At 46.5% G+C, this 25,901-nt stretch carries 22 protein-coding genes; 14 read left to right on the top strand and 8 right to left on the bottom strand.

The window, feature by feature from the left end:
• The first annotated feature begins 170 nt into the window (after positions 1-170).
• From BLV62_RS08005 to BLV62_RS07980, 5 genes are all read left to right on the top strand, one after another.
• Positions 171-1,190: an RHS repeat-associated core domain-containing protein gene (locus tag BLV62_RS08005; protein WP_089760425.1), complete on the top strand. Its 1,020-nt coding sequence runs from the start codon at positions 171-173 to the stop codon at positions 1,188-1,190.
• A gap of 2 nt (positions 1,191-1,192) precedes the next feature.
• Positions 1,193-1,492 carry a hypothetical protein gene (locus BLV62_RS08000; RefSeq protein WP_139170013.1) on the top strand — a complete coding sequence of 100 codons (300 nt, stop codon included), beginning with the start codon at positions 1,193-1,195 and terminating at the stop codon, positions 1,490-1,492.
• 265 nt (positions 1,493-1,757) lie between these two features.
• Positions 1,758-2,399, top strand: coding sequence for a polymorphic toxin type 44 domain-containing protein (locus BLV62_RS07995; RefSeq protein ID WP_089760421.1), 642 nt, complete (start codon positions 1,758-1,760; stop codon positions 2,397-2,399).
• A 47-nt stretch (positions 2,400-2,446) separates the two neighbouring features.
• Positions 2,447-2,902: a hypothetical protein gene (locus BLV62_RS07990; RefSeq protein ID WP_139170012.1), complete on the top strand. Its 456-nt coding sequence runs from the start codon at positions 2,447-2,449 to the stop codon at positions 2,900-2,902.
• Positions 2,903-3,233: 331 nt separating this feature from the next.
• A complete protein-coding gene (locus BLV62_RS07980) occupies positions 3,234-3,734 on the top strand; it encodes a hypothetical protein (protein ID WP_139170010.1) in 501 nt (166 codons plus the stop codon).
• 84 nt (positions 3,735-3,818) lie between these two features.
• Here the strand turns inward: BLV62_RS07980 and BLV62_RS07975 are convergent, their stop codons facing one another.
• Entirely contained in the window at positions 3,819-5,081 is a 1,263-nt protein-coding gene (locus BLV62_RS07975; RefSeq protein WP_089760413.1) for a NupC/NupG family nucleoside CNT transporter, read from the bottom strand.
• A 166-nt stretch (positions 5,082-5,247) separates the two neighbouring features.
• On the opposite strand from BLV62_RS07975, the gene BLV62_RS07970 reads away from it, so the two are divergent.
• From BLV62_RS07970 to BLV62_RS07960, 3 genes are all read left to right on the top strand, one after another.
• Positions 5,248-7,527: a DUF7133 domain-containing protein gene (locus BLV62_RS07970; protein WP_089760411.1), complete on the top strand. Its 2,280-nt coding sequence runs from the start codon at positions 5,248-5,250 to the stop codon at positions 7,525-7,527.
• 276 nt (positions 7,528-7,803) lie between these two features.
• The gene (locus tag BLV62_RS07965) at positions 7,804-9,369 is read left to right on the top strand and encodes an FMN-binding glutamate synthase family protein (RefSeq protein ID WP_211117695.1); all 1,566 of its coding nucleotides are present in this window, start codon (positions 7,804-7,806) and stop codon (positions 9,367-9,369) included.
• Between the two features lie 15 nt (positions 9,370-9,384).
• Positions 9,385-9,768 carry a GreA/GreB family elongation factor gene (locus BLV62_RS07960; RefSeq protein ID WP_089760406.1) on the top strand — a complete coding sequence of 128 codons (384 nt, stop codon included), beginning with the start codon at positions 9,385-9,387 and terminating at the stop codon, positions 9,766-9,768.
• 71 nt (positions 9,769-9,839) lie between these two features.
• On the opposite strand, the gene BLV62_RS07955 is transcribed toward BLV62_RS07960, so the two are convergent.
• The 6 genes from BLV62_RS07955 to dnaE form a co-directional block, all read right to left on the bottom strand.
• Positions 9,840-11,747, bottom strand: a complete 1,908-nt coding sequence (locus BLV62_RS07955) for a DUF4139 domain-containing protein (RefSeq protein WP_168927773.1) — start codon at positions 11,745-11,747, stop codon at positions 9,840-9,842.
• A gap of 258 nt (positions 11,748-12,005) precedes the next feature.
• Positions 12,006-12,539, bottom strand: a complete 534-nt coding sequence (locus BLV62_RS07950; protein WP_089760403.1) for a DUF192 domain-containing protein — start codon at positions 12,537-12,539, stop codon at positions 12,006-12,008.
• A gap of 14 nt (positions 12,540-12,553) precedes the next feature.
• A complete protein-coding gene (gene mqnE, locus BLV62_RS07945; protein ID WP_225889543.1) occupies positions 12,554-13,729 on the bottom strand; it encodes an aminofutalosine synthase MqnE in 1,176 nt (391 codons plus the stop codon).
• A 2-nt stretch (positions 13,730-13,731) separates the two neighbouring features.
• Positions 13,732-15,876 (bottom strand): M43 family zinc metalloprotease, encoded by a 2,145-nt coding sequence (locus tag BLV62_RS07940; RefSeq protein ID WP_089760399.1) that lies wholly within the window; start codon positions 15,874-15,876, stop codon positions 13,732-13,734.
• 99 nt (positions 15,877-15,975) lie between these two features.
• Positions 15,976-16,293 (bottom strand): thioredoxin, encoded by a 318-nt coding sequence (gene trxA / locus BLV62_RS07935; RefSeq protein WP_089760396.1) that lies wholly within the window; start codon positions 16,291-16,293, stop codon positions 15,976-15,978.
• Positions 16,294-16,388: 95 nt separating this feature from the next.
• Positions 16,389-20,033: a DNA polymerase III subunit alpha gene (gene dnaE / locus BLV62_RS07930; RefSeq protein WP_089760394.1), complete on the bottom strand. Its 3,645-nt coding sequence runs from the start codon at positions 20,031-20,033 to the stop codon at positions 16,389-16,391.
• A gap of 160 nt (positions 20,034-20,193) precedes the next feature.
• On the opposite strand from dnaE, the gene BLV62_RS07925 reads away from it, so the two are divergent.
• The 6 genes from BLV62_RS07925 (at position 20,194) to BLV62_RS07900 (ending at position 25,589) form a co-directional block, all read left to right on the top strand.
• The gene (locus BLV62_RS07925; RefSeq protein WP_168927774.1) at positions 20,194-20,871 is read left to right on the top strand and encodes a C40 family peptidase; all 678 of its coding nucleotides are present in this window, start codon (positions 20,194-20,196) and stop codon (positions 20,869-20,871) included.
• Between the two features lie 77 nt (positions 20,872-20,948).
• Complete coding sequence (locus tag BLV62_RS07920) at positions 20,949-21,884, top strand: glycosyltransferase family 2 protein (RefSeq protein ID WP_089760391.1); 936 nt, start codon at positions 20,949-20,951, stop codon at positions 21,882-21,884.
• Positions 21,881-22,573: a methyltransferase domain-containing protein gene (locus tag BLV62_RS07915; protein ID WP_139170008.1), complete on the top strand. Its 693-nt coding sequence runs from the start codon at positions 21,881-21,883 to the stop codon at positions 22,571-22,573. Before BLV62_RS07920 ends, BLV62_RS07915 begins: the two co-directional genes overlap by 4 nt.
• Before the next feature lie 10 nt (positions 22,574-22,583).
• Positions 22,584-23,579 (top strand): polysaccharide deacetylase family protein, encoded by a 996-nt coding sequence (locus tag BLV62_RS07910; protein ID WP_089760390.1) that lies wholly within the window; start codon positions 22,584-22,586, stop codon positions 23,577-23,579.
• 3 nt (positions 23,580-23,582) lie between these two features.
• Positions 23,583-24,830: a glycosyltransferase gene (locus tag BLV62_RS07905; RefSeq protein ID WP_089760388.1), complete on the top strand. Its 1,248-nt coding sequence runs from the start codon at positions 23,583-23,585 to the stop codon at positions 24,828-24,830.
• A gap of 3 nt (positions 24,831-24,833) precedes the next feature.
• Positions 24,834-25,589 carry a glycosyltransferase family 2 protein gene (locus BLV62_RS07900; protein ID WP_089760386.1) on the top strand — a complete coding sequence of 252 codons (756 nt, stop codon included), beginning with the start codon at positions 24,834-24,836 and terminating at the stop codon, positions 25,587-25,589.
• 89 nt (positions 25,590-25,678) lie between these two features.
• Here the strand turns inward: BLV62_RS07900 and BLV62_RS28525 are convergent.
• Positions 25,679-25,901: hypothetical protein (locus BLV62_RS28525; RefSeq protein ID WP_457851309.1), on the bottom strand; the 223-nt coding region annotated here is incomplete at its 5' end.

The following is a 25,901-nucleotide window of genomic DNA, read 5'->3' as shown; positions in this document are numbered from 1 at the left end:
AGTTCTATGGCCATCGGTAGAATATACCATCAGCAGCAGTAACACATCATCTATCTACCAGGACGGTAACCTACCCGATGACCCGCGTATATTTTTTTCTTTCAAATGAAAAAACAGATGAAAGAAAAAAGGATATATTTATGGGAGTTCTTTGATTATGCACCATTGGGATGCAGTTGGCGGGAAGGGCGTGGAAGCTGTCTAATAGCTATAGATTCGGATTTAATGGTAAGGAGAATGATAATGAGGTGAAGGGAGTGGGGAACCAGCAGGATTATGGGATGCGGGTGTATGATCCGAGGATAGGGAAGTTCTTAAGTGTTGATCCAATAACTGCGAAATATCCGGAATTAACTCCGTATCAGTTTGCAAGTAATAGACCGATTGATGGTATAGATTTAGATGGCCTAGAATTTACTGAATATGTATATCCTCAGCAAATCATCCGTAGGAATATGCAGGGGATGAGTAAAAAGGAAGCTGCTGCATACTATTCAAGAGGAAACAAGATTGGAGCTGCCGCAGTAGGAGGAGCAATGGTTGCTGGTGCTTCATTTGCGTTTTTAACCGGGGCCAGCTTGTATTCTTTGGTTACAGGAGCAACATGGTTATCAGTTCCATCGAATCAATTGATAATTAGTTCTGCGGCTGGTTTTACTTTTAATTTATTAAATCCTGATCCTGGCACACATGTTGATTTTCCAGGTGCAGGAGATGAAGTAGCGGAAACTTTAAACTGGGCGTTGAAAACGAGCAGAGGAAAGATTGTACACTTTTTGATGGAAAAGGGGGCAAAGTTTGAAAATGGAGAAGGTAAGTGGGCGCAAAAATTATTGGATGAAGGTAATAATGTTATCATTCTTGCTGAACGTTCGAAAGACGGTTTAAGGACTTCTGATTTTATTGTAAACGGGAAATGGATGGATCTTAAGGAAATATCAGATATAAAAAAGACTGGCGTTGATGATCTGTCCAGCGCTTTGGCGAAAGTGATAACTAAATCAACGGGACAAGGTACTGGAATTATCTTAGATGTTACTAAACAAGCAGGTGCGACCTTAGAAGTGGCCAAGCGGGCGGCTTCAAGATATTTTGGTCAAGGCTCATCAAAGGATTTTATACGGGTTGTTGGAGAAGGGTTTGATGAAACGTTTACTCGCGGGGAGTGGTTGAAAAATAAAAAGCAATAAAAATGAGTAGTTACACATCTATTATACTGTTTATTTCTCCAGGAGAGAATTTAAGCAAAAGGATGGAAGAGGTTAATGGCTATAAGATGGAAGACGGAAGGGCATTTAGCATGATTGACGTCAATGGAAAGCCATATCCCGATGTGTTCCCCAGGTTTATGTTGTGTGGAGCATATAATCATTTTAATCTGGAGCATTTTCTCACGTATCTCAGATCTAATGTTTTTTGGGAAGAGCCTCAAAATGTAAGATTGATTGTCCAGGATGATTTATCAGAAAATGTGGATTATTATTCTCTGTAGAAATCATTTTACTTAATTGAGGGATAAGAGTTTAACCTGTGTTGCAAAAAGCAGTTGTTAGGTAATTAGATATAGTAAAGTCCAGTCTTAGATTGGACTTTACTGTTTTATAATCTAATGAGTGTATGTTTGTTTAGTTTTTACATCCCTGATAAACGCCGCAATCACCCTCAGCAGTGCATCTTTATCTTCATGCGGCACAACTGGGAATAAGTATGGTAGTTTAACAAAGAAAGGCGGGGATAAAAGAAACATAATTTATATAGTGGATGAAAGCAAATCGGATTTCAACCAGAAGAATCCATGGAAAACGGCAGAACTTTTAAAGTATATGGTTGGGAAAGATGTTAAAGATCCTAAAGCAAAGAAAGGTATAACTGGCCAATCTTTGAGAGCAGATCATCCTTTAGTTTATAATCCTCAAACAGGGATAGGTGGCACAGTTGCCGGAGAACCCGTATATGAAAGCGATTTATATGATATGACCAATTTTTTTGATCAAGTTTTGGTTAAATATAAAAATAAATTTCAACCAATGCCTGGGATGCCCGAGAATAGTTGGATAGAGCAATTTGGGTTTGCGAAAGATGTTACAGACGATGGACCATTTGATTTAAAAAGTAGGAAGCGAAATAATCTGAAGGAGTTACCCTCATTCGCTGCAGTAGAAATAGGGGAATGGACTTTATGGAGAGGGAGGTTGACAAGATATGATGATTATGGAAATATTTCTTATGGTTATTGGGGACGCTTTAAAGGATTTAGCCCTGCTTTATTATTGAAGAGATCAGATGAGAATCAAGATACTAAGAATGGTAAAACAACTCAGGGTACAGGCGATGAGCCGAGGGTTAAGCAGTCGATTATTATGGGAATTAATTTATATAATCAAGAGAAAAAGAAATAATGAACAATTGGCTATTTATAATTCTTATCATTTTTTTTTATAGCTGCATGCCAACGGTAGAGGAAAATGATGTTTACTTAGTAAATGATCAAATAATGTTAAAAAAAACGGATCGTCCGTATTCAGGAAAGGTGATTGTACGATTTGCGAATGGGAAAACGGCTAGTATGTCTACATTTAAAAATGGATATAGATTAGGTGATTGGTATATAAAGGGTTTAGCTGATGAAATTGTTCAAGAAGGAAGGTATATTGGTTGCCCCACTGAATTAGAGCAATTTGCAAAAAAAAGATTTAATGTGAAAAGATGTTCGGTTTCTTTGTGGAAGGAGGGAACAAAATCATTTGTTACTCTATATCTGGCTGAAATAGATCAGAGGGAGGTAAGTAATTTTGATGGTGAGCTGGTTTTGAATCATTTCTTAAAAGAATATAATAGAGATATTTCTGAAATATATATTACTAATAAAGATTCTATAATTTTTCACAAGATTTATAATTAAACAGCCTTATAATTTTCTGGAAATCTAGAGTGAAAAACTCTTACAGAGCCGCTTGATAAAACTAGGGGCGGCTCTGTAATTAATGTGTATAAGTCTGTTTAGTTTTAACATCCCTGATAAAAGCTGCAATAACTCGCAGCAATGCGTCTTTATCTTCATGGGGCAATGCCTCAATCTCTTTAAAATACCTGATTACCTCTGCATCATGTAATGCTTCACTGGCTTTATCGGCAACATCCCCCCATTTTGCACTCTCCCCCTTTTTCCTCACCTTTGCGCCCAAAATACAAATCCCAATCCAATTTGTAATCCGTAACGAGCAATTACGTCGATGAAGTACTTATTTATTTGCCTATGCCTGTTGAGTAGCTATGCCTATGCGCAATCCACTCAACGGATCGTTTTTGTAGCAGAATCACCCCAAAGCCCTGATACCAGCGTTGTGTTTACCTATAACCGGATACATGAAAAGAATAATATCCTGAAAGAGAATGGACTGTTTGGAAATCCACTAACGAGTACGCATATATTCAGACAGGTGAACCAGGACTGGTATTACAAATCAGGAACCGCCTGGAAACCATTTTACCTGCATGCGCAACCGGTGCATCCGGTGATCCGGTCGGATGGAGTTAGCTGTAAATTAAGAAACATGGGAAGAGATTCGCTGGCTGGAATTCCCTGCACTTTGTATGAAACCTCGGGAAGCGGGGTAGTGGTTAGCGACCATATTATTTTTTGGTTTAGCTCCAGGTTTGGAGTGATAAGAATAGTGGCTAACAGCCTGGCTTTGGTGCGGAAAGATATCTTGAATGGGAGCAACATCGAATAAGCCGGCTGGAGAGGAATTGCAGGCGGAAGCTATTCAATAACGCTTGTTTAAATAAAAGGCGCCTGGATGGCGCCTTCAAAAATCTTATATCAACATCCCCGCCAGCGTGGCCGACATATAAGATGCCAGCGTACCGCAGAGCAATGCTTTTAGACCCAGTTTGGCCAGGTCTGTTCTCCTGTCGGGCGCCAGTTCGCCGATACCGCCGATCTGCATACCTACGCTGCTGAAGTTCGCAAAACCGGCAATGGCTATAGTGACGATTGCCAGTCCTTTTTCTGAAAGAACAGGTACATCTTTATTGGTCAGGCTTTTGAAAGCCACAAATTCGTTGATCGTTAGTTTCTGGCCCAGCAGGGTTGCTACGTTTTGTACATCGCCCTGTGGTACTCCCATAGCCCAGGCCATTGGCATAAACAGTTTGCCGAATATCCAGTCGAGGCTCAGGTCGAAGTCCAGATGCAACAGGTGACCAATATGAACCAGGCACCAGTCGATCAGTGCAATGAATGCGATAAAGCCTATTAACATGGCGATCACGTTCATGGCTATCTTAAAACCGTCGCCGGCCCCATGAACGATCGCATCTATAACATTCGTGTAGTTGCTCTTTACCTCCAGTTTTACCCTGCCCATAGTCTGGCTTTCCTGGGTTTCAGGAAACACGATCTTGGAGATCACCAGGGCGCCGGGGGCCGCCATCAAACTGGCCGTAATAAGGAAAGGAGCGATGTGCATGCCCGCCTGTTCTCCCATATTTACATATACTACCAGGATACCGCCTGCAATACAAGCCAAACTACCGCTCATGGATGCGAGGATCTCGCTTTTCGTCATACTGGAAAGATAAGGGCGTATCATTACCTGCGCTTCTACCTGGCCAACAAAGGCGCTGGCTACGTTGCTCAGGGCTTCAGCACCGCTTACCCGCATTACAAAGTTCATCGCCCTTGCAATCACCGCAACCACTCTTTGCATAATGCCAAAATGATACAATACCGCTACCAGTACACATACCAGTATAATAGTGGCCGTTACATTGAATGCAAACACGAACCCCCCGCCGGCATAATCTTTAATCACCCCATCGAACTGTTTCACGCCTATACCGCCGTATACAAATGAAGCCCCCTTCGCCGCAAAGCCTTCTAAAAGACCCATTGCTTCTCCTACCTTCTTAAAAAACCAGGTAATAGGGGGTACCTTGAATACAAGCAAACCAATGGCTAACTGCAACCCTAATCCGCTGAAAACTAACCGGTAATTGATCTTGCTCCTGTTGTTGGAAAATAAAAAGGCTATACCCAAAATAAGTACAATACCTATAATGCCTTGAAAGCGTCCCATAAATGCAAATAAATCGTAAACTGTATGAGTTCAGCCAACGAAGGTAAGCCTTTTTAGGGTCGTGAAACTCGATAATTATCCTCTCATATAATTTTTCTATAAAAATTACTACAGGTGTGTATTTTTATCTTTTGCAATCGAATTAAATTTTGCAACCAAGATAAAAATGAAGCGATTCCATAGTTTAAGTATTACCGCGTTATTATTTGGTCTCTTGTCCTGCGACCAAGGAAAAAGATCCGCCGATCAGCGGCAGCCCGGAGCCGATTCCCTGGCCATGCGCGAGAAATTCGCATCTTCCCCTGTTTTAGATGCTCAAACAGCCATCAAACAAATGCAGTACGATGATGGACTGGAAGTTCAACTGGTCGCTTCTGAACCGCTGGTAGTGGCCCCGGTAACCACAACGTTCGATGAAAAAGGCCGCATGTGGGTAGTGGAAATGACAGGCTTCATGCCCGATACCGCCGGTACAGGCGAAGACCAACCCAACGGGAAAGTAGTGATCCTGGAAGATACCAACAAAGACGGGGTAATGGATAAAAGAACTGTATTCCTCGATTCCCTCGTCCTCCCTCGGGCTATATGCCTCATAGAAAACGGGGTATTGGTTGCCACTCCTCCCAAACTCTGGTTCATTGAAAACAATAACGACAAACCGGGCAAACGTACCCTGGTAGACGATCAATATGCCGCCGGCGGAAACGTAGAACATCAGCCCAATGGTTTGCTGCGGGCAATGGATAACTGGATCTATAACGCCAAATCCGATAAAAGATACCGGAAGCAAGGCGACAAATGGCTGAAAGAACCTACTCATTTCCGCGGTCAGTGGGGCATCACCCAGGACGATTACGGACGCCTCTATTATAATAATAACTCCGAAAACCTGCTGGGCGATTACTTCTCCCCGGGCCTCGGGGGCATCAACCCGTACCAGCAGAATGCTGCCGGCTTCGATCAGCGTATCGTACCCGACAATCATACTTACCCTATCAGGGCTACGCCGGGCGTCAACCGCGGATACCAGAAAGGAACGCTGGACGACAGCCTGCGGCTTGTGAACTTCACCGCCGCCTGCGGCCCCGTGATCTATCGCGATGCGCTGCTGAAAAATTACACCGGCAACGCCTTTGTAGCTGAACCAAGCGCCAATCTCATCAAACGCAACATCCTGTCCGACAGTAGTTATGTAGTGAAAGGCAAACAGGCCTATAAAGGAAAAGAATTCCTGGCAAGTACCGACGAACGTTTCCGGCCTGTAGGGCTCTTCACCGGCCCCGATGGCGCGCTGTATATCACCGATATGTACAGGGGAATCCTCCAGCATAAAACTTATCTCACCCCTTACCTGAAGAACGAGATCAAGATGCGCAACCTCTCCCTGCCCCTGAACTGCGGTCGCATCTATCGCATAGTGCCAAAAGGAAGTCACCCTGCCTTGCCGGTCATGGATACCAGCACCGCCGCATTGGTGCAATACCTAAAAAATACCAATGGTACATTAAGAGATAAGGCACAGCAACTGCTCATCGATCGCCAGGCTAAATCGGCAGTCGGGGCCCTCACAGCGATGGCGGAATCAGATAACAACCAGGTTGCCCGCATTCATGCGCTGTGGACCCTGGAAGGTTTGCATAGCCTTTCCTTACCATTGGTAGAAAAAATACTGCAGGGACACGACCCTGAACTGAAATTGCAGGCCCTCGCCGCGTTACCTGCTGTACTGAACAGTTCTAATGTTAAAGCGCTGGCGCAGGCGCTGGATACGCTGGCAGATAATAAATTCCTCGCGCCGGTTGTTGCTTACCAGTTGCCGCTGCTCAGCAAGGCAGATAAATTGGCCGCCGCTAAACTGGAAGCCAAAATGATAAACGCGTATGCCCGTGACCGTTATGTGAGCGCCGCATTGGTCAATAATGCAGCAGGCAGGGAAACAGCATTGCTGAAACAGTTGCCGGATACTACCCTGGTGTTAAACAAACAGCTGCAATCTGTTTTAAAGCACCTGGATAACCAGGCTAATGCAAAGAAAATGGACAAGTTGAGAAAAGATTATCCATTAGGCCATAAGTTGTTCACCACTGTTTGCCAGACCTGCCACGGAAAAGCAGGAGAGGGCATAGCCGCTATGGCGCCGCCGTTGAATGAAAGCAACTGGGTGAACGGCGATAAGAAAAAGCTGATCTCTATCGTCCTGTTCGGGTTAACAGGCCCGGTAGAAGTACACGGTAAGGTGTACAAAGCGCCTGAGATCAACGGCGATATGCCCGGCATCGGCGCCAGCGACGAATTCAGCGATGTAGATATTGCGCAGTTGCTGTCGTATTTGCGCGGCGCATGGAAAAACAATGCCGGGAAAGTGATGCCGGCAGATGTACAGCAGGTCCGCAAGCAGTATAGCGGTCGCCAGAAGCCCTTTACTGCAGCCGAATTGACGAATTGATAGTTTGTTGAGAATATTTCCCTTATATTTGCCGGATACAATGAATTTTAAGCATTGCATCCGGCAAATAACATATTACCATTCATGTTATGCTGTACCGCTCAAGGTACGGTTGGTTTCCTATTGCCGTTCTTATCTTGCCCTAAAGACTTCAACAATTAAGCCCGGGCAACAATCATAGCTTTTCGTATTGTACCCGGGGGGATTAACTGCCATTCCACGCAGTGATATTCCATTCTCATTTTTACCAAAACAATCTTATAAAATCAATTTTTTATGAATCATCGTATGGCACGATGGGCAATCTATTTTCTTTGCCTTTTGCTGGACGCAGGTGTTGCTGCAAGCATTTCAAGAGGTTATTTAAGTGGTTGGTTCCTATTGCCGGTAGCTGTTGGTTTAACCCTGCTGACAATATACGACCGCTTACAGCGTAAACATGCACTGTTGCGCAATTACCCGTTGTTGGGGCGGGCGCGTTATCTCCTGGAACAGATCCGGCCGGAGATGCGGCAATATTTCTTTGAATCGGATACCGACGGCAGGCCGTTTAACCGTCGCCAACGCGCTGTTGTGTATCAACGCGCCAAGGATGTAAAACAAACGGTTGCCTTCGGGGCGCTGGAAAACATGTACGAGCCGGGTTATGAATGGGTTGCCCATTCTGCCTTCCCCGTGAAAGTAAAGCCGGAAGACCTCCGTGTCACCATCGGGAACGAACAATGCGATAAACCTTATAATGCCAGTTTGCTGAACATCAGTGCTATGAGTTACGGCGCGCTCAGTAAAACGGCCATCGCTTCGCTGAATGGAGGCGCACAACTGGGCGGTTTTGCCCATAACACCGGCGAAGGAGGCATTAGCCCTTATCACCTGCAACAAGGCGGACACCTGATCTGGCAGATAGGCACCGGCTATTTCGGGTGCCGGGACGAGAAAGGGAATTTTTCACCTTCCCTGTTTGCTGCCGCAGCACAGGAGCCTGCCGTAAAAATGATTGAAGTGAAACTGAGCCAGGGCGCTAAACCCGGCAAGGGAGGCGTATTGCCGGCAGCGAAGAATACTCCTGAAATTGCTGCCATCAGGAAAATTGAACCATATACGAATGTTTTGTCGCCAGCCGGGCACACCGCCTTCTCAGACGAATATGGCATGCTGGCTTTTTTACAACAGTTGAGAAAACTTTCAGGCGGCAAGCCTGTGGGGTTCAAGCTTTGTATTGGCCGGGCAGATGAATTTGAGCGGATCTGTATTGCCATGGTGAATACAGGGATCTACCCGGATTTTATTACGGTAGATGGAGCGGAAGGTGGTACCGGTGCGGCGCCATTGGAATTTACCGATGCAGTGGGCATGCCCCTGTACGATGCCCTGGCTTTGGTTGTGAACCTGCTGAAACATCACCGTCTACGCCAGCATATACGCATCCTGGCAAGCGGCAAGGTGATCACCGGGTTCGATATCCTGAAACTCCTGGCTATGGGCGCCGATGCCACGTATAGCGCAAGAGGAATGATGCTGGCGCTGGGTTGTATCCAGGCTTTGCAATGCGACAGCGGCAGTTGTCCTGTTGGCGTGGCAACGCAAGACCCGCACTTGTACCAGGGTGTGAACGTAGCCGACAAACGTGTACGGGTAGCCAACTATCACCGCAACACCATTGCTGCATTGGCAGAACTGATGGGGGCATGCGGATTCCAGACCACGGCGCAGGTGAAGCCTTCCGCTTTATTCAGGCGTATCACAAGAACTGAAATAAGATCGTATGAAGAAATATATGCACCGGATCAGTCAAGCGCCCGGGGCGCGGCACTGTTCCCGGGGCCATCTGTTAACAACTGATAAAACCCGCATATCATGAAAAAGAAAATCATAGTATCGCAACACGATTACGACATTCTGAAAACGTTATGCTACCATTCTCCCGGCAGCGAAAAGCTGAGGGAAGAACTGGATCGGGCAGTGATCAGGAAAGGAAAAGTTCCTGATGAAGTAGTGCAGGTAAATTCTACCCTGCAGTTCAAAGACGAAAGAACCGGCGCTGTCAGGAGTGTGCAACTCGTGCTGCCTGCAGCAAGCAATATACAATTGGGTAAACTCTCTATCCTGTCGCCCATCGGTACTGCCCTCCTGGGCTACAGCGCCGGCGACGTAATAGATTGGGAAGTACCCGCCGGCAAAACCAAGCTCCATATTTTACGTGTAGACCAGGCGGAAATGGCCGTAAAGAAAGAGGCATAAAATGACTGAAGGCTGTACCGGAAGTAATGAAGATAATTACTTTTGATACAGCCTTCTTTTATCTTATAACCTTACTCTGCGTTCACAATTGCGCCTTTTGGATAGGTGATAGCGTACTTTAACTGTTTCTTCTGTTCTGTAGCCGGCGGCAGGTTTAGCTTCCAGCTAAGGATCTTTGTGTCGTTATCCAGCAGGGCATCTCCATACTCTGTTTTCGTTACCTCCATATCAGAACTGGTTTTGATCGGTAACTGGTCCTGGACGGTGATATTGATAGGTACCTGTTTGTTATTCCGTATACTGATCTCCCAGCCTTTTGAGAAAGTGGTTTTGCTAGCCATGAAGTGTTTTTTGCTTTCATCCTTTAACAGCGCCCGGTTTACGATCACCTGTTTGTCTTTGCCCAGGGAAATTTGCAGGGTATCGGAACCTGATTGCAGGTCTAACAATGTTTTGCCGATATAAGTCCCTTCATAAAAGATGCTGGCTTCCCCTTCCAGCAGGTTCAGTGATTCCCAGTCTGTAATGGCTGCAGTAAGGAAAGCGGCTTTTTCCAGTTTAGGAATGGCGTAATACTGGTAATTGGCCGGTATTTCCATTTCCTTGATACCTACATTATAGGTTTTGCCATCAGGGGGAATGGAATAGGGGGTAGGTATATCGAAAGTGACGGTAGTAGGCGTATAGGCCTCTGGGATATCAATGGCTGCGTTGAAAGATTTTACATTCGGTTTAGCCGCCAAACCAGCTACTCTTCCCTCCAATACCGGAGCAACGCTGGCAGATGCTTCGCTTGCATACCCTACAACCACTACTTCGCTCAACGCGGTTTTGGAAGGAGATAACCTCACCGTCATGTTATCATTGGCGTTGAGTTCCTTCCTGTCATATCCTATATAGGAAAATTCCAGGTTATTGATACCGGCGGGTATTTGCAGTTTATAGTTGCCGTTTGCATCTGTTACGGTACCGTAGGTTTTTCCCTTCACCTTTACAGTGGCGCCGGTGACAGGGTTTCCTTGTTCGTCCTGTACCGTACCGGTAATTTCCCTTGGCCCCATTGCAGAAGCATTCCTGCTGGCGCTATTCCGTTCTTCTATCGAGCTGTAATACCTGATATACCAGGGTTGCAATGTCGGTTTGGTACTGCCGTCGTCGGGCGAGCCGGTGCTGAGAGATAGCTTTACATCTTTCCAGTCTTCCCCGCATTGCTGGTATACGCTTGCTTTATAAAGCAGGGAAAGCGGGTTGTTGATGTCTTTCACCCGTATATCGTATAACGGGAACCAGCCAGCATTCTTAACAAGGTAGCTAACGGTTATTTTACCGGTTACAGGGCCTTTTGACTGAACATCGAGTATAATATCGCTGGTGGCGGTATTATCCTGTTTGTGTAATGCAGCAAGCTGTTGTTTATTCAGCCGGATGTCTTTGCTGATCTTTTCGATGGTTTCGTTGATCTCCAGCATCTTTGCCAGGATGTCGCTCAGGCGGGCCCGTTGGAGGTCCAGCGATTCTTTGAGGTCGGCAGCTTTTAACCCGTTAGTGCCGCTGACCGACTGGTTTTTGATCAGCATATTTTTTTCCTCCGTATATACTTCCAGGTTGCTTTGCTCTTTTTTCAGTTGCTGTTTCAGCTTTTCCTGCTGCGTTTCAAGCGCAGTGATCTCCGTACGCTTTGTTTGTTGCCGGAGGAAATTGGATTGCCTGGATACCGCGAGCAACGTAAAGTCCCCCTGTCCGTTCACCTGTATGCTTTTTTCTTCCAGGTCGGGCGACACGTCAGGGATGATCACCTGGCTGTTGCCTGCCCCCAGGTTAATATTGCCGGTACGGGTGATCTGGGCGCCTTTGGTAAATACCGTCACCTTGCTGATGGTAGTATTGATAGTCTGTTTCTTTGCCTGGGCAAAGATTAAAGCCGGTGTCAAAAATGAGAGTAACAATGACAATGTTGGTAAAAGAAATATCCGTTTCATAAGTAGCATTTTCAGTGATGATGCATGAAGTACCCCGAATTCCATAATCGAAGTTTAACGCAAAGGTTTCACGCAAAGGTTTCACGCAGAGGGGCATAAGAAGCAAAGAAGCATAAGATATTTTTTTAAGAAAATAAGAAAGCAAAGAAGAAGATTGTATTGCAATTCTACTTCTTTGCTTTCTTAATATTCCCTCTGGTCAAAAATTCTTATGCTTCTTTGCTTCTTATGCCCCTTTGCGTGAAACCTCTGCGTGAACTACCCTTTTTGAAAGGTGATCTTATCTCCGTACGCGATGTGGTATTTGTCGCAGAAGCCCCCGTTCACTTCCAGCACATATTTGGCTTTCTTGAACGATGGCAGCCCTTCTTCAGAGAGGGGAGTAGCGTATTTCTGAACGGATACGATCTCGAAATTATCGTCGATATAAATAATATCAAGGGAGATATAAGTGTTCTTCATCCAAAAAGACCTTTCTTCCATGTCAGGAAAAATGAACAACATACCCTGGTCGTCGCTCATGGACTTGCGGTACATCAATCCATCTGCTCTTTGCTCATCAGTTTGCGCTAACTGTATATCGATCTTCCGCAGCGTATCGGCGCCTGATTTTGCAATGAATGCGAGTGTTCCTTCTTTCCGGAAAGTACTGCCGTTGGACGTTTCAACCCCTGTTTCAGTGGTAGTGGCAGCAGACGACGATGTGGTGCTGTCGTTGCTGTTATTGTTTGAATTATTGCAGCTGGCGGCGTACAAACCTGCGATCAGGATACATTTCAGATGTAATTGCATAGATAGTGACAAAATTAATTATGAGCCAATTCTTCGTCCGAGAACACGAAGTCGGTATAGTCTTTAATTTCATTATACACGGTATCCCTTTCCACAGGTCTTCTTCCCGCTTGTTTAATAAGCATGGCCAGTTGGGCGGTGTTCATAGACGGCGACTGCTCTTCCGAACCAGCCATAGAATAGATCTTGGTGGTATCGTCGATGGTGCCATCCAGGTCGTTTACGCCGAAAGATAATGTCAGTTGGGCATTGTTCCTGCCCAGCATTGGCCAGTAGGCTTTCAGGTGAGGGAAGTTATCCATATATAACCGGGCTACAGCGTAGAGCTTCAGGTCTTCCACGATGGAGGTTTCAGGAATATGTGACATATCATTGCCTTTGTTCCTGAATTTCAGCGGGATAAAGGTATTGAAGCCCCCGGTTTCATCCTGCAGGTTGCGCAGGCGTTCCATATGATCTATACGATCCGCGAAGGATTCGATATGCCCGTACAGCATGGTAGCATTTGTGTGCATTCCTCTTTGGTGTGCGGCCCTATGAATGGCCAGCCAGCCTTCCGCATCCACTTTATCATGGCAGATCTTGGCCCTTACTTCCGGCGCAAAGATTTCGGCGCCACCGCCAGGCATAGATTGCAAGCCTGCTTCATTCAGGATGCGCATACCTTCTTCTATGCTTACCTTGGCTTTGCGGAACATGTAATCCAGTTCTACGGCCGTAAATCCTTTGATATGCAGATCGGGGCGGTGCGCTTTGATCTTCTTAATGAGTTCAACGAAGAAGTCCAGCTGCATTTTAGGGTGAACGCCGCCAACGATATGCACTTCCGTAACCGGTTGCCCGTCGTAGCTTTTCACGATATCCATCATCTGGTCTATGCTCAGTTCCCAGCCATCTTCACGGTTCTTGTACAAGCGGGAATACGAACAGAAATGACAGGTAAATACGCAAACGTTCGTTGGTTCAATATGGAAATTTCGATTGAAGTAGGTTTTGTCACCATGCAGTCGTTCCCTGACATGATTGGCTAAAGCGCCTAGGTAACCGATTTCACCTTTCTCAAATAAGGTGAGCCCTTCTGCGGGCGTAATTCTTTCCCGTTGGAGAATTTTCTCTGCAATGCGTTTCAGCTCCGAGTCCAGGTTTGGTTGCTGAAGGAGCACTTGAACAGCCGTGGTGTCGTTTCTCATCGTCATCTTACTTTCAATAATTTGATGGTGTTAGCCCCGTTCCTGTAAATTAACTTTACAAAATAAACACCATTTGGCTCATTTACCAAATTAAAGGTCATCCTGTTACCAGCGCCAATAGCCGATGCCGGTTTAGTGGTGATCAGCTGCCCGCTGACATTGTAGATAGATACCTGCAAGAGATCCTGCGGCACCTGGTAGAAAGTGAGCCAAACAATACCGGCAGATGGATTTGGATTCAGTAAAACCCCCTTCTCCCTTAGCTGTTGGTTAACCGGCCTGGCCACAATATTTATATTGTCAATATAAATGTTATTTTCTGAATTTGAAGTGTTTCTGAAGGCTAATTGAAACTTCCCTTTATGTGCTATAGCCGTAATATCTACTGAATCTCTCCGCCATTCCTGCGCTGTGGGCACAAATTCTGTTTGTACCGGCGTCTTCCTTGTGATCAGGTTAGCGCCCCATTTTGTATAGAGTACCTCGCCGGTTTTACGGCAATCGGTGGTCGCCAGTATTTGCAAAGTATCCCATTTATTGCCCTGTGTCGAATTCGGATCAGAATAAACGGCTGCCGCCACATCAAAGAAGAGGAAAACAGAATCGGCGTTCTGAGGATCGATCACCGGCGTAAGCAGGTCGTCTACCTGGTCGTTGGTATTATAACCCAGGTTCCTGATCAGGGCTGATGCGTTACTGTTATGTCCAACGTCCCGCACTCTTTCCCATGTAAAGCTCTTATCCGGATTATAGATATCCCAACCCGGCGGCGGGAAGCTGTCGTCTTCAAATCCCTGTTCCAGCGGTAGCAATGCCTCTGCATCATACCGGAAAAGCGAGTAGGCGGTATCGTTACTGGCATCCTGGTCGGCCTGGCCGTTAGGCAACTGTGTGAATGCCGTCAACTGGTAACTGCCGATAGGTACATTGCCTGCGGGTAGGCTGATCACTGTATCAGAGAAGGTTTTTAGGTTGCCCGTCCATTTAACTGAAGTTAATGGTCCGTTATTCAGCCGGTAAGCGATGGTTACACTGGTAAGCGGCTGGATGCCCCTGTTGCGCAACGTCACCACAGGCGTAAATGCAGGGTCGCAGATCTTCCCGGCAGGCGCTGTTACCGATGTAAGCGAGGCATCCAGGTCCGAGAGGTTGGGAGGTACGCAACCATCTGAAGTAGCCAGTGTGCCCACCAGGTTTTCAAGGAAATATCGCATCCTGTCTACCTGTCCGTTGGTAAAGAGGTGCATGCAGGCATCATCTGTATAGTCCATGTAATTCATGAACATAATACCAGGGGCCGCAGGCGTGCATTGATCCGTTACGGGGAAAGTGGGGCATCCGAAAGTATTGGCTCCCTGCAAGGGGGTATCTTTTATTCCATCATCATCCGAGCAATCGCCGTTATCATCTCCCCATATATGTTTCAGCCCGAAGAAATGGCCGATTTCATGTGTAGTGGTGCGTCCGAGATCATATACTTTTCCTACGCTTCCCGTGGTGCCGAAGGCGGTATACTGTATCACCACCCCTTCCTGTTCTGCAGGATACCCGAATCCTTTAGGTGCGGCAATGCCCAGGTAACTGTTTGAAATGCGGGTCACCCAGATGTTAAGGTATTTGCGCGTATCCCAGGCGTTGGAGCCGCCGGTACTGTTATATTTTACATCGGGGGCGCCATTGGTAACAGAATAGCTTTGCCCCGCCGGTGTTTTTACTTTAACGATGCCATTGGTCGGCTCGCCGGAGGGAGTACGTTGGGCCAGGCAAAAGTTGATCCGGGTATTGCCAACGAGCGATTTCCAGACCGCCGGAACCTGTGAAACATCCGGGTTGGCGGCGTTATAATCCCTGTTCAATACCTCTATCTGTGAAATAACCTGTTCGGCGGTCACCGCGGCCGTATCATCCAGCACCACATGTACAACAACCGGGATAGTGACCTGCTGGGGCAGGGCATCCGCGCGTAACAGTTTACGCTGTTGCTGACCTGAAAGCAGGCGTTGTTCGGTTTCCAACACCAGTTTTTTTAAAGATGGGGTCTCTTTGATCCTGTTCTGCAGCGCTACAACGGTACCGCATTTACGTTGGGCAGTAACCGTTTTTACGCCCAGGAAAGAGATAAGTAGGATAAGTAAATAACGACGCAAAAAAGTAGATTTGATGTTGAAGATACGAGAAAAATCTGCGCATAAAAAAAGCGCCTCAAAATTTTGAGACGCTTTTCATTTCTTTATTTTACCCGATGATTAAAGGTGTTGCTGGATCTTTTTCTCTAAAACTGATTTAGGTACCGCACCTACAACTTTGTCAACCACTTTCTCTCCTTTAACGAAAAGGATGGCCGGGATGCTGGTGATACCGTAGTTTATAGAAAGCTGAGGATTCTGATCAACGTTTACTTTACCAACGTTTACTTTACCTGCGTAATCTTTAGAGAGATCTTCAATTACTGGTCCGATTGCGCGACAAGGACCACACCACTCTGCCCAGAAGTCTACAATTGATAATTTATCGGATTTGAGTACTTCCGTTTCAAAGTTCGAGTCAGTGAATTCTAAAGCCATATACTGTTATTTAATGTTATTATAATGATTGTTTTTGATTTTCCCTTACCAGATCAATAAGTGATCCGGATGCAAATTACTGCATTTTTGGCATCTTACTTATTGTTTAAATCTATATACACATCAATATCCGGCTGTTTATGCAGGAAACCCGCCAACTCGTCATTCATTTCAATATTCTTATTGAAAGTATGTAGCTTAGCCTGCATTTGTAAGTCTCTGTCTGTCAATGTTAAATGCAGGGTTGTAGTACCCGGGTACCTGTTCACATTCTCAACCAGGAAATCAACCGTTTCCCTGGTAATGAACTGTGGCATAGTGTTCAGATAGATCTGTTTCGTATGCGTTTTCTTCACTTCCTGCAGCAATTGTATACTGTTCACCTTGAACTCGTATTCATTGTCGTTAAAGCGCTTCGATTTAAACCCGCCGTTAATGAACAGGCATAACCCAGGCTTCAGGTATGGGCCAAAACGGATAAAGTCTTCGCTCCACAAAGCAAACTCGAACTTCCCTGTGTAATCTTCTATGGTCATTACCCCAAACTGGCGGTTATTCCTGGAGATCCTTTCCTGCGCGCTGGTGATATATACGGCCAGCCTGAAGTTGCGTTCCCTGGCCCGGCCGCCGGTAGAGCCCGGGGTCGATATTTCAGCCTGGTAATCCAGCAGCTCCTGGATGGTGTTCATCTGGTAATGCTTCAGTTCAAACCGGTAATCATCCAGCGGATGCCCCGAAATATAGATACCCGTGATATCGCGTTCGTTGTTCAGTTTCATGATCAACGGCCATGGATCGCAGTTCGGGATCTTTGGCGGTTCCACATCCGGCATATCTTCATCTCCAAACAAACTGCCCATAGCTGAGGCGCCGCCGGCAGAAACCTGCTGGCCGAACTTCACTATCTTATCGAGCCCTGTCATCTGCTCAGTTTCCGGCTTATGGAAATACTGGGCGCGGTGCAGTTCAGGGAAGCAGTCGAAAGCTCCCGACATTACCAGGGCCTCCAGCGATTTTTTGTTTACCGCACGTTGATTGACCCGTTTAATGAAATTGAAGACGGAAGTAAATGGTCCTTCTTTCTTCCTTTCTTCCAATAAATTCTCAATAGCCGCTTCACCAACGCCTTTCAGACCGCCCAGGCCAAAACGGATCTGGCCTTGCTTGTTCACCGCGAAGCCTTTGAACGACTCGTTCACATCTGGCGGCAATACGTCGATGCCCATACGCTTACACTCTTCCATGAAGAAGGTGATCTTTTCTATGTTGCTGGCGCAGTTCAGTACGGACGCCATGTATTCGGCCGGGTAGTGGGCTTTCAGGTAAGCAGTCTGGTACGCCACAAATGCGTAACAGGTAGAGTGGGATTTGTTGAAGGCGTAGGATGCAAACGCTTCCCAGTCGGTCCATACTTTTTCGCAGATCTTAGGATCATGTCCCCGTTCTGCGCAACCCTGCATGAACTGTTCCTTCATCTTATTCAGTACCGCGATCTGCTTTTTACCCATCGCTTTACGCAGTACGTCGGCATCTCCTTTGGAGAAGCCGGCCAGTTTCTGGCTGAGCAACATCACCTGCTCCTGGTATACCGTGATACCATAGGTATCGTTCAGGTATTCCTCCATTTCCGCGATATCGTATTGCACCGGTTCCAAACCGTGCTTACGCCGGATGAACGAAGGGATATACTCCAGCGGCCCCGGACGATACAGGGCGTTCATAGCAATAAGATCCTCGAACCTGTCGGGCTTCAGCTCCCGCAGGTACTTTTGCATTCCGGGCGACTCGAACTGGAACGTAGCATTGGTTTCACCCCTTTGGTACAGTTCATATGTTTTCGCATCATCCAGCGGTATATAATCTATTTCGATATCAACGCCGTGGTTCTGGCGGATCATTTCAAGGGCGCCCTTAATAATGGTAAGGGTTTTCAGGCCCAGGAAGTCCATCTTGATTACGCCGGCCGACTCAATAATACTTCCTTCAAACTGGGTGACCAGCAGGTCGGAGTCTTTGGCGGTAGAAACGGGTATCAGGTCGTAGAGGTCCTGCGGGGCAATGATGATACCTGCGGCGTGTATACCGGTGTTCCTTACAGAACCTTCCAGTACGCAGGCTTCTCTCAATACTTCTCCCTGCAGGTCATCGCCTTTGATCAGTTCTCTCAGGCGTTTTACATTTTCTATATCTTCTCCTGCCAATCCTTCTTTATCTGCCAGGCTTTTTTCTCCTTCCAGCGGGGCGTTGAAGATCCTGTCGAGCTGTATGCCCGGTTTATCCGGCACCAGTTTCGCGAGGCTGTTCGATTCCTGCAGCGGGAGGTCCATTACCCTGGCTACGTCTTTGATACTCATTTTGGCGGCCATGGTACCGTAGGTGATGATCTGTGCTACCTGGTTCTTACCATATTTCTGTACTACGTAATCTATCACTTTCTGACGGCCTTCATCATCGAAGTCCGTATCAATATCGGGCATGCTCTTACGTTCCGGGTTAAGGAAACGCTCAAACAGGAGGTTGTACTTGATCGGGTCTATATTGGTGATGCCAATACAATAAGCAACTGCCGAACCGGCGGCCGATCCGCGGCCCGGGCCTATGAATACGCCAAGATCGCGTCCTGCCTTGATGAAGTCGGCCACAATGAGGAAGTAGCCGGCAAATCCCATGTTTTCGATCACCTGGAGTTCGAAGTTGAGCCGCTCTTCAATATCGGCGGTCATTTCCGCGTAACGCTTATGGGCTCCTTCAAAGGTGAGGTGTCTTAAATACTGATCCTGAGTGAGGAATTCTTTTGGAATAGGGAAGTTAGGGAGAAGGATGTCCCTTTTCAGGTCCAGCAACTGCACCTTGTCAACGATTTCGTTCGTATTGTCGATAGCTTGCGGAAGATCATGGAACAATTGCGTCATTTCTTCCGTGGTCTTGAAATAGAACTGGTCGTTATAGAAAGCGAACCTCCGGTTCTTCATGGAAGATTCGTCGTCCGAAAATTCTTTATTGGTAGGAGTGCTCTTCTTTTCGCCGGTGTTGATACAGAGCAGGATGTCGTGTGCATTGGCATCCGATTGGTCGACGTAGTGAGAGTCGTTGGATGCGATCACTTTTACATTATATTTCTCTGCAAACCTTAACAGTACGACGTTTACCTGGTCCTGTTCCGGGATCCCGTGGCGTTGCAGTTCCACGTAAAAATCTTCCCCGAAAATATCCAGCCACCAGCGGAATTCTTTTTCACCTGCTTCTTCACCGTGTTTCAGGATGGTTTTGGGAACCGAAGCGCCCAGGCAGCAGGTGGTAGCGATCAGGCCTTTATGGTACTGAAGTACCAGCTCCTTATCGATACGGGGATATTTACCGTATAATCCTTCTATATACCCAAGAGAACAAAGTTTGATGAGATTACGGTATCCTTCATCGTCTTTCGCCAGCAGTACCTGGTGGTAACGGATATCTTTCTCATCGCGGGTGAAGGTGCGTTTATGCCTGTTTTCCACTACATAGAATTCACATCCTACAATAGGCTTTACTTTCAGACGTTTATCTTTCGGATCGGCAGGATTCAGTTTGTTGTTGTACGCTTCCGCCACAAACTGGAACGCGCCAAACATATTCCCGTGATCGGTGATAGCCAGGGCAGGTTGATTGGAGGCCATCGCTTTTTTGTAGAGCGATTTGATATCGGCAGCCCCGTCGAGTAAAGAGAATTGGGTGTGAACGTGTAAGTGAGAAAATATCATCGGCTAATCTGTTTCGTCAAGCGACAAAAGTAGGGGTTTATTTTCGATTTTGAATGAATGTAAATAGATGCCTTGCGTTATGTTGATAAATTTCAACTGATTAAAAATCAAAAGTTTGATAAATGACATGTATTTTAGCGAAAATTTTGCCAGACCGCTTATGATCAGAGTAAAGGGACATCTTGTGAAGTTATCGATATGTGCACTGTCACTTAGCTCTTGCGCTTCACTGAAGAAAACCACATCCGGTAAGAAAAACAATACGCCTTCAACTACCGTATCCACTCAGCAAAAACGGGTGGAATTTATTGATGGTATCTCTACCCATCATTCCCGTACCAATACTTCGAAGCCTGTTGAGAAGCGGGATATTTCCATCAGCAGGAACATCACCAGGAACAGCGCTAACCTGGAAGCTGCGCAAAGCTGGCAGTTCAAATATGCGCAACTGCTGGATGTAGCCGTCGAAGATATATCTAACCAGCGCCTCTATAATTTTATTGAGGAATGGTGGGGAACTCCTTATCGTTTGGGCGGCAAAACAAAATCCGGTATCGATTGCTCAGGGTTTGTAAATACCCTGATGAACACCGTGTACCAGTTAGGTTTAAGCGGTAATTCGGCCGACCTGTACACACAGGTAAAAAGAAAAAGCATAAAAGAGCTCCAGGAAGGAGACCTGGTATTTTTCAAAATACATCATCGCCGTATCTCCCATGTTGGCATCTACCTGGAGAATGATAAATTCGTACATGCTTCCACCAGTGCAGGCGTTATTATCAGTGACCTGAACGAGCCTTACTGGAAGAAATATTTCGCAGGAGGAGGCAGGCTTTAACCCCTATTATACATTTGTTTTATTGTTAATTTTATCCGATTTTTACCGTTTTAACATTAGCTCTGCTCGGACCTATCATGGAATTTGCTCCCATTGTATTATTTGTATACAACAGGCCTGAGTTGACCCTCAGTACGCTGGAACATCTCAGTCAGAATAAAGAAGCGGAAGAAAGTACTTTGTATGTCTATTGCGATGGACCCAAAGCCGGCGCCACACCCGAACAACGGGCCCAGGTAGACAAAGTGCGTGAAATAGTAAGAAGCCGGAAATGGTGCAAGGAAGTAATTGTGCTGGCTGCAGAAAAGAATAAAGGACTGGCCACTGCGGTTATAGATGGCGTAACAGAGGTGATTGCCAAACATGGCCGTGTGATCGTGCTGGAGGATGACCTCACTGTTTCCCCATATTTCCTCCGTTTTATGAATGATGGATTAGAGAAATATGTCAACGAAGAAAAAGTGATGGCCGTACATGGTTATTTATATCCTGCTCCCTTACCCGCCAGCCAGACAGCCTCCACTTTCCTGATCCATGATCCGGGAAGCCTGGGCTGGGGCACCTGGGCAAGGGCCTGGAATAAATTTGAACCGGATACCGAAAAGGTGATCGCACAGATAAAGGAAAAAAAACTGAAGAGGGCCTTCGATTTCTGGGGCGCTTACCCTTTTTTCAGGATGCTGCATCAGCATAAGAACGGGAAGGTCAGCTCCTGGGCTATCAGGTGGAGAGGTACCGCCTATATTCACGATATGCTTACCCTCTACCCGGTAAAATCGCTGGTACGCCACGATGGAAACGTTGCTGCCGCCACTCACCATTTCAAGGAAGAAGACTGGCTGTACACAGAGATCTACCAGCATCCCGTACCGGTAGAAGATATTCCCGTAACAAATAACCTGGCCATGGAAAAAGTGTTTGCCAGGTTTTTACGGTACCATGCCGGGATGACCATCCCTGCAAAGATCAGGAACAGACTTAAGCAATACTGGAAAAAAATCGTTGGATCATGATCAAACTGCTCCGGAAGATATTAAAGAAAGCAAAACGGGATGTACTGTCGCCCGCGCCCTGGGATAACCTCAGGAGGCTGAAACCTCTTTCAACCTCTTTCGGGTTCGACAGGGGAACGCCTGTTGACAGGTACTACATAGAAAGCTTTCTTGAAAAGAACCGCGCTGACATAAAAGGAAGCGTACTGGAGATCGCGGAAAGCAGTTATTCCAAACATTTTGGTACCAATGTAACCAGTTTTGAAGTCCTGCATGTGCAGGAAGGCAGGCAGGTCACCATCGTGGGCGACCTAACTAACAAAGCCTCGCTGCCGGCTGATAATATTGATTGTTTTATCTGCACACAGACTTTCAATTTCATATACGATTTCAAAACAGCCATTGAAGGCGCTTACCATTTGCTGAAACCGGGCGGAGTGCTGCTGGCTACCCTGGCCGGCGCCACACAGATATCGGCCTACGATGCACAACGATGGGGCGACTACTGGCGATTTACTTCCCAATCGGCTGCCAAAGTTTTTGGTGAAGTATTTGGGGAAGATAATATAACCATTACCTCTTACGGTAATGTATTAACCTGTACAGCAATTTTGCAGGGGATGGCGGTAGAAGACCTGACAAAGGAAGAACTGGAATACCAGGACCCTGTATATCCTATCATTATTGCTGTGAGAGCTGTTAAAAGATAAATGAAATTACATGAGCCTGGCCGGAAAAATATTCAATGTTGTTCATTACGTTGCCAATAAAGTGCAGCGGCCTGCCGTGATCCTGCTGTATCACCGGGTTACGGACCTGGAGCAGGACCCGCAGGAGCTGGCCGTTTCACCTGCCAACTATGATGCGCAACTGGGCCACCTCGCCGCCGAATATAGCGTGCTGGATGCAGCCCGCTTCATGTACCATGTAAAACATAAAAAGCCCTTCCCGGAACGGTCGGTGTTCATCACATTCGACGATGGGTATGCAGACAACTACCATGAAGCATTGCCCGTTCATGCAAAACATGAATTACCCGGCCTGTTCTATATCACTACTTCCAAACTGGGAACAAGCCAGGAACTGTGGTGGGACGACCTGGAGAGGATACTGCTGGCGACCGACCCGCTGCCGCTTGCCCTGAAAGTGAATATCAACGGGCAGGCATGGGAATACCCAACAGATTCTTTTGCCGCCGCCCGCAAAACATATTTTGCTTTGCAACAGGTGCTGCGATTCAGTACCCCGGACGTTATAGATGCCGTAATGGCCCAATTGCACGACTGGGCGGGAGTGACCGCCGAAGGCCGGTCGTCTCACCGTTTAATGACCTGGGAAGAACTGAAAGTAATGAGCCAGTCGCCCTATGTAACCATCGGCTGCCATACCCACCGGCACCCGGCAGTAGGAGTGCTGAGCTACGATGAGCAGTACAAGGAAATAGCAACCTCGAAAACCCTGCTCGAACAGCACCTTCATTTGCCTATCGATCATTTTTCCTACCCGTTTGGAAGCCGGAAATTCCTGGGCGCCAAACGTTATTATAATGCCGATAGTATTAAAGCCGCCAAAGCGCTGGATTTGAAAATGGTTTGCGCCAACTACCACGGACAGGTACATACCTGGAGCAATCCCTATGCTTTGCCCCGCATCCTGGTACGGGATTGGGAGTTACCGGTATTTAAAAACAAAATGGAACAGTTCTTTAAATATTAAGCGGTGAAAGTACTTTTTATCAATAAATATGAGAACAGCGGCGGCGCAGCAATTGCGGCGCAGCGTATAGCGGAAGGACTGGCAGAATATTATCATACACATAATCATTTCCTTGCCGGCGTTCACCGGGTAAGCGGTGTAAACGTAACGTCTACACGCCCCGGCGTAGTGAGGAATGTAATTGAAAGAGGGATCAATGTACTGAGTAACCGCCTTGGCTTGCAATATCTTTACTTTCCCTTTTCGACAGGATCGATATTAAGACATACGCAATACTTCCAGCCGGATGTGATCAGCCTGCACAACATCCATGGCGGGTATTTCGATGCGGCGCTGTTACCGCGCCTCTCGGCAATTGCCCCCATCGTGTGGACCCTGCACGACATGTGGGCCATTACAGGCAATGCCGCGCATACCTTCGGGGATACCTCATGGAAAAATGCCAGGGTAGGGAAGCAGGAGCATAAGCATGCCCCCAAAATGGGTTTGCCTACCGGTAATTTCCTCATCAAACGAAAACAAAAGCTTTACAAAGCCAGCAATCTTACCATTGTATCGCCATCCGAATGGCTGTACAGGATGACAACGGAAAGCCCGCTCACCAAAGACAAACCTTTATATCATATACCCAACCCGATAGACACCAATTACTTCCAGCCGCAGGATAAACTGCAGGCCCGGCAGGAACTAGGATTGCCCGCGGATGCGGCGGTGATCACCTTTGTTTCTGAACGCCTGTTCCAGAGCGAGTTCAAAGGAGGGAAAGACCTGCTAACCATCCTGCAATTGATCGACGAGCAGCTCGATAGCACCGTACACCTGCTGATGATAGGAAGGGACGAGTTGCCCGTTTCTTTTAAACACCTGCAACCGGTTTACACGGGATATGTGAAGGATACTGTAAAAATGATGAAGTGTTACAGCGCCAGCGATATTTTCTTTTATCCTACCCGGGCCGATAACCTGCCTAACGTGTTGATAGAAGCCGGAAGCTGCGAAACTGCCTGTATCACTTTTGACGTGGGAGGATGTAAGGAAATTGTGCTGGACCAGCAGACGGGGTATGTGATCGCACCCGGTGACCATAAACAATTTGCCCGGCAAACCTTATCATTGCTGCGGAACCCGGCGCTTTGCGAGCAGTTCGGCAAAGCAGCCCGTGCGCATGTCATCAGGCATTTTGGTATGCCGGTGGTAGCACAACAGTATTACGAATTGTTTCAATCAGTCATTCAACCTAAAAACAACTGATCTGTGTCTCATTCTGCCAATCCGGTGGTCAGCATTATTACAGTATGCTACAACGCCGGGAAATATATTGAAGCAACAATTAAAAGCGTACTGGCGCAAACCTACCCGCATATCGAGTATGTGATCGTAGATGGCGCGTCTAAAGATAATACCCTGGAAGTGATTGCACCTTACCGGTCAAAGATCCATACACTGATCTCCGAAAAGGATAAAGGCCTGTACGACGCTATGAACAAAGGCATGAAAGCTGCAACCGGCGAATACCTCCTGTTCCTGAATGCAGATGATGTACTGGCAGATGAAAATGTGATCAGCAACATGATGCAAACCTGTCATAATGCCGATGTATACTATGGAGAAGCGATGTTTATGGATGAAGAAGGAAAAGACATCGGGTTAAGGTCTGAACAAACCCCTCATAAAGTTCCTGAGCAACTTACCTGGAAAAGCCTGAAATATGGTATGGTGGTTTCGCACCAGGCTTTTATTGTAAGAAGAAGCCTGAGTCCTTTATATGACCTGCAATACAAAGTATGCGCGGATATCGACTGGATGATCAGGTGCCTTAAAAATGCGGAAGATATCTGCAATACGCACATCGTAGTAGCGCGTTTCAGGGTGGGCGGCACCTCCAAACAACGCCAGCAACTGGCATGGAAGGAGCGGTACAGGATATTGAGCCATTTTTACGGGCACTTGCCGAACTTCATGCATCACCTGTTTATCGGCATGCGCTACTTCTTCTCCAAGCGATACTAGTTTCACGCGGAGTTTCACGCAAAGATTCTGTGTTTAAAACCAAATAATATTTAACTTAGTAGTCTATAAGGCAACCTAAGTTAGCCTGTTTAGAGAGTTGTACTTGTACAGCTCTCTAATTTTTTATAGTATAGTTTATCGTAGGGAACTTGCTTTTTAAAGATAATAAAGGTCATCTCCAACAATTTCCTTTGTATAGCAGCAATAGCTTTCTTTTTTATACCATGTCTTGCAACTAGTTTATTAAATATATCTTTAAAGTGATCATCACTTCTGATAACGGATAAAGCGGGTAGGTAAAAGGCCTTTCGT

Origin of the sequence: Chitinophaga terrae (ex Kim and Jung 2007) (assembly GCF_900107795.1) — a bacterium.
GTDB lineage: Bacteria > Bacteroidota > Bacteroidia > Chitinophagales > Chitinophagaceae > Chitinophaga > Chitinophaga terrae.
The sequence above is the reverse complement of the archived record's forward strand: the minus strand, read 5'-3'. Positions and strand labels throughout refer to the sequence as shown.